Annotated in this window: 9 protein-coding genes; 1 reads left to right on the top strand and 8 read right to left on the bottom strand. The window is 42.7% G+C overall.

What is annotated here, in order from left to right:
- The 4 genes from ACFIK6_RS08655 to ACFIK6_RS08640 form a co-directional block, all read right to left on the bottom strand.
- A partial coding sequence (locus ACFIK6_RS08655; protein ID WP_375642719.1) for a hypothetical protein occupies positions 1-842 on the bottom strand: 842 nt, incomplete at its 3' end.
- A 13-nt stretch (positions 843-855) separates the two neighbouring features.
- Positions 856-2,865, bottom strand: coding sequence for a portal protein (locus ACFIK6_RS08650; protein ID WP_375677551.1), 2,010 nt, complete (start codon positions 2,863-2,865; stop codon positions 856-858).
- Entirely contained in the window at positions 2,850-4,178 is a 1,329-nt protein-coding gene (locus ACFIK6_RS08645; RefSeq protein WP_375677550.1) for a PBSX family phage terminase large subunit, read from the bottom strand. Before ACFIK6_RS08645 ends, ACFIK6_RS08650 begins: the two co-directional genes overlap by 16 nt.
- Positions 4,159-4,491, bottom strand: a complete 333-nt coding sequence (locus ACFIK6_RS08640) for a hypothetical protein (RefSeq protein WP_375677549.1) — start codon at positions 4,489-4,491, stop codon at positions 4,159-4,161. The genes ACFIK6_RS08645 and ACFIK6_RS08640 overlap by 20 nt, the downstream gene beginning before the upstream one ends.
- Positions 4,492-4,696: 205 nt before the next feature.
- Between ACFIK6_RS08640 and ACFIK6_RS08635 the strand changes: the two genes are divergently transcribed.
- The gene (locus ACFIK6_RS08635) at positions 4,697-5,320 is read left to right on the top strand and encodes a hypothetical protein (RefSeq protein ID WP_015856175.1); all 624 of its coding nucleotides are present in this window, start codon (positions 4,697-4,699) and stop codon (positions 5,318-5,320) included.
- Positions 5,321-5,333: 13 nt separating this feature from the next.
- On the opposite strand, the gene ACFIK6_RS08630 is transcribed toward ACFIK6_RS08635, so the two are convergent.
- From ACFIK6_RS08630 to ACFIK6_RS08615, 4 genes are all read right to left on the bottom strand, one after another.
- Positions 5,334-5,861: a hypothetical protein gene (locus ACFIK6_RS08630; RefSeq protein WP_375677548.1), complete on the bottom strand. Its 528-nt coding sequence runs from the start codon at positions 5,859-5,861 to the stop codon at positions 5,334-5,336.
- The gene (locus tag ACFIK6_RS08625) at positions 5,848-6,183 is read right to left on the bottom strand and encodes a hypothetical protein (RefSeq protein ID WP_375677547.1); all 336 of its coding nucleotides are present in this window, start codon (positions 6,181-6,183) and stop codon (positions 5,848-5,850) included. The genes ACFIK6_RS08630 and ACFIK6_RS08625 overlap by 14 nt, the downstream gene beginning before the upstream one ends.
- 15 nt (positions 6,184-6,198) lie before the next feature.
- Positions 6,199-6,639 (bottom strand): single-stranded DNA-binding protein, encoded by a 441-nt coding sequence (ssb, locus tag ACFIK6_RS08620; protein ID WP_375677546.1) that lies wholly within the window; start codon positions 6,637-6,639, stop codon positions 6,199-6,201.
- Between the two features lie 85 nt (positions 6,640-6,724).
- The coding region (locus tag ACFIK6_RS08615; protein WP_375677552.1) for a DnaB-like helicase C-terminal domain-containing protein at positions 6,725-6,868 on the bottom strand (144 nt) is incomplete at its 5' end.

Here is a 6,868-nt window from a genome sequence, read left to right as displayed (position 1 = left end):
GGATTACTGTACCACGCTTGAAACTCTTTATCCGTCATAGCGTTCATCGTTTCCCATGAAAGTGGACCTGTACTCCCCCCTCCACCAGATGCCGTCAAAGTTCGCGCAGAATTCTGACGACTTTGAAGCTCTGCTACCTGATTATTGGCTTGCACTGCTTGGTTCTGATAGCCAAGGTTTTGTGCTATCCTATAAATCTCTTCTGCCGGATTGAGATCTCTTTGTGCACAAGTCGCTACAAGCGCATGCAATTGATCTCTTATAATCGCATCTATTGTGTTTTGTTGTCCATACTCAGGATAAAGTGATGACCAAGAACTCAATTCCTTTGCACGCGCCTCATAAAGAAAATTTGCCGCGGCATCAAAATCACTGGATTTATTTTGAAACGACTTAACAGAATTATTGAAAAATTCACCAAGACGCATATCGTGCTGCTGCTGTTCCTCAGCTTGCCTTAGCGCTTCTTTCTGTTCCCTAATATACGCATCCTGCTCTCGAATCTTTGTTCCCATCCAACTCATATAGCCAATAATGTCTTGTGTAGGGTCTGGGGGTGCATTTTCACCTTCAACCATTGGCGTCTGGGATTGGGGTTCATAAAACTTGATAAGCGCTTCACGGGCTTGTTTAGCTTGCTCGATAGAGCGCTGCTGCTCTATACTAGGAACAATCTCTGAAGGCTTTTCAACGGACTGCACAACCGGCTCTGGAGACGTAATGTCATTATTATCAATCGTTTCACCATCATAAGTGCCAGCATCAAAAGAGCTCTCATCATCAAAGACCGGCGCTCCAACTCTGTAATCTTCATTCATAGCTTCATTCATTTCTGCATTCATTCTTTCACCTTTCTCAACTATGCATACCTCTGTGTAATGCTATTCGCTCTCGCATAATCTGATTGTGTGCCTGATCATTGAGAAGCTTCTGCCGTTCAATCTCATAGCGTTGCTTCATCAGTTCCGCGTCTGTTTTTGCTCTCTCTTGATGCACAAACAGATCAATCTGCTTTTGTTGCAAATCCATCTGATGCATCTGTGTTTTCGTCTCTAAGTCTTGTTGCTTTTCCTGCAACTTCATTTCCTGCTCGGGGTCCATCTGCTGTTGTTGTGCCATTTGTTGCTGTTGGAACTTCTCACTGACACGATTAAGTAATGACGCAGGCAATGGTGAATAACGAAGTAGATCAAGCATAATATCCGGCGTAATCGCATTTTGAAGCAATGGAAGCAGCTGTGTGATAATACCGAAGGTGCGCTCTTTCTCATTCGGGCTGGTTGGCGCATCATCAACAACAATGTCATACTCAACACTCGTTACTTCTTCACGCGTCAATGGAATATATTGCGCATTCTCCTCACCAGATATCCGTACCAAACGACCATCGGACAAGTAATTCTGTATCAAGTGCAAAATAATCTTACCTTGCCGCTTGCGGTACAAACGTAAACCATCAAACAGACAAGCAAGCAGATTTAAACTGGATTGGCGTCGTTGTGCCTCCAAAATACCCGCTTGTGTCACTTCTCTTGTGCCAATGAATTCAGGTGATAAACCCGTCACCTGATTAATTGCTTCCTTAGCTTCATTAAACAGCTGGAAAAAGCCTTGTGGAAATTCTGCTACGGGTTTGGGTTGGATCTTACCTTGTGCAAGAGCGCCATCTTCAGCAACTAGCAACGCATCAGCCCGCGACCAATCTTGCATAGCCTGCCTGATGTCCTTAAACGCCCCTTCCTCGACAATAAGCCCCCCTTTGGATTGGCTATTAAGGATATACATCACTTGACTAAAGTACTTATTCGCCCACCGCTGAGGATCTTTTGTAGGACGCACAACCCCATAAAATTGCCGTTCTATCTTGTCAAAATACCCCGTTATACACTCCCAACCCAATTGACCCGCTGGAACCATGGGTTGATCGGGGGATTCAAGCAGCTTTCTCCCTAAAAAAGCACGCCTTACAACCTTTTTATTGAAAGCTGCCCCTTGGATATCGGGCATCATGCACTGTAGCTGCTTAAATTCTTCCTCGCTATAATCACGAAGTTCTCCAGTGCTTAAATCGGGCGCTTTGTAATATCGCTCGCTTTCAAACCAACGGCATTCAACAAGTGTAACCATCCGACGACCGTTTTCAACATCAATGCTCCCTTCATCACTGTAATAATCAAGATCATTATGGTGAACACCTTCATGAGAGCTACCATCCCTTGCCCAATCTGCACTCAGCTCTGTCCAATGAGATTTGGGAAACATCTGCTTAGCTACTTCTAACGGCTTGCGGTCTACATACCACAAACGTTGCGCATCGGTTAAATTCGGTTGCACCGCTGCACTGTCCCAAACCATCTTTAACGGGTCTAAACGGGTAATGACCGGTTCACCATCGAGGCTGTTCTCATAATCAAGCCGTGTATCAGTCCACCCCATGCCGCAGATAACCGCATCTTGGAAAGCATCACTATCAGCGTATTCGGCATGCGCCATGTCCCGAAACCATTCTGCCGCACCGGTAAGCAATTCACTTGGCAATGCCTTCCCTACTTGACGTGGAATAAACTGCACTTCGCGCTTGTTATTACGCTCTGACCCCACAACGGCATTGACCAATGGGGCAATACGATTAAAGGTCATAACGGGGCGGCGTTGCTTTTTTAACGCCGATAAATCTTCTTCATTCCATTGATCACCATTGTAAAAACCAAAATCCTCCCGTGCATGTTCACGCCATTTGTTCACATGCTCCACATCTTCTTTGTACCAGCTCACAAGCTTACGAAACAAACCTTCATGAGAGAGATCAGATACGTTGCTGTCTTTCTCTAAATGTTCATCATCATGCATCATTCTGCCATCCATGAGGTACTCTCATATTCCGTTCTGCCGCTATAAGCTGGTCGCTTTTGTATTTCTTTTGGTGGTTTGTATGAAATACACATCAGTCCAAAGGCATCTGCCCCATGACTGGACCAATCGTGCTCTGCTCCCAAGCCAATATTACGCTTCTCATCCCATTTCTCGTGATACCAGTTCAGTGCCTTACGTCCTGCTACCGTCGTCTTCTCATTAAACCAAACAGAAGGCAAAACACGGCGGACTGTTTCTATACGTATCTTAACAGCCCCTGCTCCCTGATTAGGGATAACTTTTGTTTGAAAGCCTGCCTGTTTAAGAGCACTCTCAAAACTCACATTGTGCACACGGTCTCTGGTCGCACCGTCATGAGGCAAAACCATCAACGCCTTCTCATAACCATTTTGACGCAACCAACCGATATGTTCCGATAAAGGCTGTCCCTGTGCTTCGTAATAATCAAGCACTCTGATCTCTCTACCAACAAATTGCGCTATCCATATCGCTGTTGCATCTGCCTTGGCACCCGTGCCCCCAATATCCCAAAAGGCGCGTATCTGCATTAAAGGGTCACGAGCAACGCGCCCTATCCGCCCCTCCTGCTCGGCTGCCAACATTTCCTTTTGATAATAAGCGCCTTGAACCGCTGTAAGATAAGCCCCTTCCCAGATATGCTTATAGGTCTCTGGACGGTTTCTCAGATCATCCAATCGCGCTTCATTCAAGATCTTCGGAAACTTCGGATTGTCTGACCAGTTGATCTCAACACGCTTGATTGCCTCATTGTCTGAAAAGCGAAACCGCTTCTCAACGGGGGCATTCTCTCGCAACGGGTTCCATGTCACCCATAACTCTGCTCTCCACCCCTCTCCCTCTTCACGTAAAGTCGGTATAAGCGTTTGCCAAGCTGTCTCTGTAACGGGCTCCGCCTCATCAACCCAACAAAGCAAAATACGCCCCATGGATTTGATACTTGCAATATTCCGGTCAAGACCAGAAAACTGAAAGGCTATACGACCATCTATTGATTTAATCGACGACTCCCCAACCTTGTAATAGTCCTTTAAAAAGTCATGGGCTTCAATGGCGCGCTTAATCTCCTCCAAAGAACTCTCTGCCAAAGAATTTTGAAACTGCCGTGCACAAAGGATAGTGCCCGATATCCCTTGCATACCAAATTGATAGCCTTTTAAAGCAGCCATCAAGGCAAATGATCTTGTCTTTCCAGACCCTCGTCCACCCCAAGCCGCCCGTACCAAAGCGTCCCCTGCAAAAATAGGAATGAGTTTTGGTACAATACTAATCTGTCGTGTTGTCATTGACCAAAGGCGCGATTTCTACACGCGTTATCACCTTAATGGCTTCTCCATCTTCCCCTGTTACCTGTAAAGGCAACACCTTACCAAGCAACGCTAAATAAGCCGCTGGACATTCTATAGCCTGCTTTTCCAAATAAGAAATCAAACCATCATTGCCAATTTTATTCCCAGCATTCTCAGCAGCCTTAACCACTGCCTCTTTTAAAATGCGCGTCATTTTATTGGGAACGCCTTTGACACGCCCTTGACCTGCCTTTGGTGGTATACGCTTTTTAATGGGTTTTGGATCCTGCTGTGTATTTTCTGACGTCATAAAATACGCCCTCCAGATAATAAAAAACCCCGCATTTGCGGGGATTTCGAACTGTACATTTCCCTCTCTAGACACAATACGCCTAAGTACAGCAATGTCATTAAATACGATTTGCAACAATTTGTCAACACTAAAATAACACATATTGATAATTTCAAAGTGAATCGGTTAAACAGCGCTTATGAATAATTAAGGATCCAAAATAATGAAATCATTATCCATAACACGCATCATAACATTTATAGCTTTCTTTTCTATATCAGCGCTACCTGCATCAGCGTCATTTGGATTTATAGACAAATTGACGCGTATGTTTACAAGTGTAGATACTAAAGAGAAGTATAATCAACTTTACAACAAATACGTAAGTGAATCATATATTGGCTCTATGCATTCTGAAAAGATACGCAAAGCAGAAGAACTTTCACTCAGCACGGGCACAGAATATTCGTTTTTTAAACAGGAAGATATATTGTATCGTCACATATCAGTTGTTGGTTGTGCATCCCTTATGAGTTTATTGCGGGGTGATTATAATAAGGAGATGTCGCAAATGGATCTACCCAATGTAATAAAGCGTTTACGCGATGAATATGATTGGAGTGAAAGCGATTTTATGTGGGCATACGACGTGGTCAATGATAACGAGGATCCAATGATTTATTATGCAAAAAAATTTATGATGGCTATAGATAAGCGTTCCGATTTAAGAAAAGAACAAGTAAATAACATAGTATCTCAAGTGAAAAGAAATGATCATAAAAGTTTAAAGGAATCCATTGAATTTTGCAGAAACTTACAAACGATATACAATATAATGAAACCGTAATAGAGATTGTCATTTAACGATCAAAATGTTTCTGAAGCACGTTAAGAGCAACCCGCAGTGAATTCACAAGATGTGGTAGCATTTGATCTTCTATAACGAGGTACTGTAGCGCTGCGTAAAGATTGTACTGTCTATAAAGGCATTGTGCTTCTTTTAGTGCCTCTTGCGTGTTTATAAACTGCTCTGTTGCAAATGCTACCCATTTATCTCTTGCCTTATCATCTGAAGATGACGGCATTTCGTCATAAATTGCATTAGGCAAGCCCTTTGCGCATAAATAGTCGTTTCTTATCTGTAGATATTGTTGCGCGGCGTCGTATTGCTCTTGAGTAAGCACGCCTTGCAAGCAAAGCCGCCCGATATAAGTACCAGAAATTGGATTTTTTGCCTCTTGTAGCGTTAAACCGAAGCGCTTTGCACGCATTTCTATTGCCAATTTATCAACGGCTTCACGCGGTGTTTTTGCACGTGATATACGACCATTTGGCTCTCTTACCTGCCCCGCTATTTTAGGGCGTCCCCTTTTTTTATTTTTTTTCACAGATAACCTCAGATGCCTTCTTGATACATTGCCAGATTTTCTCTGATCTTGACCATGAAATTCGATTTAAAAAGAACAATAAAACCACTAAAATGCATATTACAGCAGCAACACTTAACTTAAGTTTTAAGTGACTTTGATCCCAAGAAAGTTTTAAGAGCAGAATGAAAAGTGTACTCAATAAAGCACCCAACACTATACTGTAATAACTCATTGATGTAGATGACGTACAACCTCTTAACAGCTCTATATCATTCTCTGTAAGCATATAAACGGGTTCAGATTCTTCTGTACTAACCCTAGGCTTCTTTTTACTATCCATTAAAGCACCTTCTGTTTAAAAAGGAACACTGTCATTCATAACGGTATGGGGCGTATCAAGAGGTCTGTAAATGCTTCTGTCATAAGGAGATGACGGCTCTTGATTATCATCATTTTTGCCATCTAAAAGCTTTAACTCGCCTTTGTACTGAGGCAATATGACTTCTGTTACATAGCGATCAACACCGTTTTTATCTTGCCATTTACGGGTTTGTAGTCGCCCCTCGATATAAACTTTGCTACCTTTACTGAGATACTGAAGTGCTACTTTTGCTAAATGTGGATTAAAAACCACAATGGAATGCCATTCGGTTTTGTCTATTCTCTTATTGGTTGCCTTGTCTGTATAGCTCTCAGACGTTGCCATTCGAAAATTGACCACCTCACCACCAGAAGGCATTGTTTTGCTTTCGGGATTGGCACCTAAATAACCAATTAAAATCACTTTATTAAGCATGTTTGTAAGTTCCATTAAATGATGTAAAGATCATAACATGTTTTATGTGTTTTTACAATATTTTCAGTTGGATAATAACAATTATTTAAAGTGTTACATTATGTGCTAAATCACTAAAGCGTGTAAAATCGGATTGAAAGGCAAGGGGAACGATTCCTGTCGGACCATGGCGTTGTTTTGCTATAATAACCTCGGCTTTACCCTTGGCTTGTTCCATTGCCTCTTGCCA

This window comes from Bartonella sp. AS69XJJH (assembly GCF_042195585.1).
Taxonomy (GTDB): domain Bacteria; phylum Pseudomonadota; class Alphaproteobacteria; order Rhizobiales; family Rhizobiaceae; genus Bartonella.
This window is presented reverse-complemented; position numbering and strand designations above follow the sequence as displayed.

What these genes read in the sequence shown, in the direction of transcription:
- ACFIK6_RS08650 (WP_375677551.1), bottom strand. Translation starts at nt 2,865, where the DNA reads ATGGATGGCAGAATGATGCATGATGATGAACATTTAGAGAAAGACAGC.
- ACFIK6_RS08645 (WP_375677550.1), bottom strand. Translation starts at nt 4,178, where the DNA reads ATGACAACACGACAGATTAGTATTGTACCAAAACTCATTCCTATTTTT.
- ACFIK6_RS08640 (WP_375677549.1), bottom strand. Translation starts at nt 4,491, where the DNA reads ATGACGTCAGAAAATACACAGCAGGATCCAAAACCCATTAAAAAGCGT.
- ACFIK6_RS08635 (WP_015856175.1), top strand. Translation starts at nt 4,697, where the DNA reads ATGAAATCATTATCCATAACACGCATCATAACATTTATAGCTTTCTTT.
- ACFIK6_RS08625 (WP_375677547.1), bottom strand. Translation starts at nt 6,183, where the DNA reads ATGGATAGTAAAAAGAAGCCTAGGGTTAGTACAGAAGAATCTGAACCC.
- ssb (WP_375677546.1), bottom strand. Translation starts at nt 6,639, where the DNA reads ATGCTTAATAAAGTGATTTTAATTGGTTATTTAGGTGCCAATCCCGAA.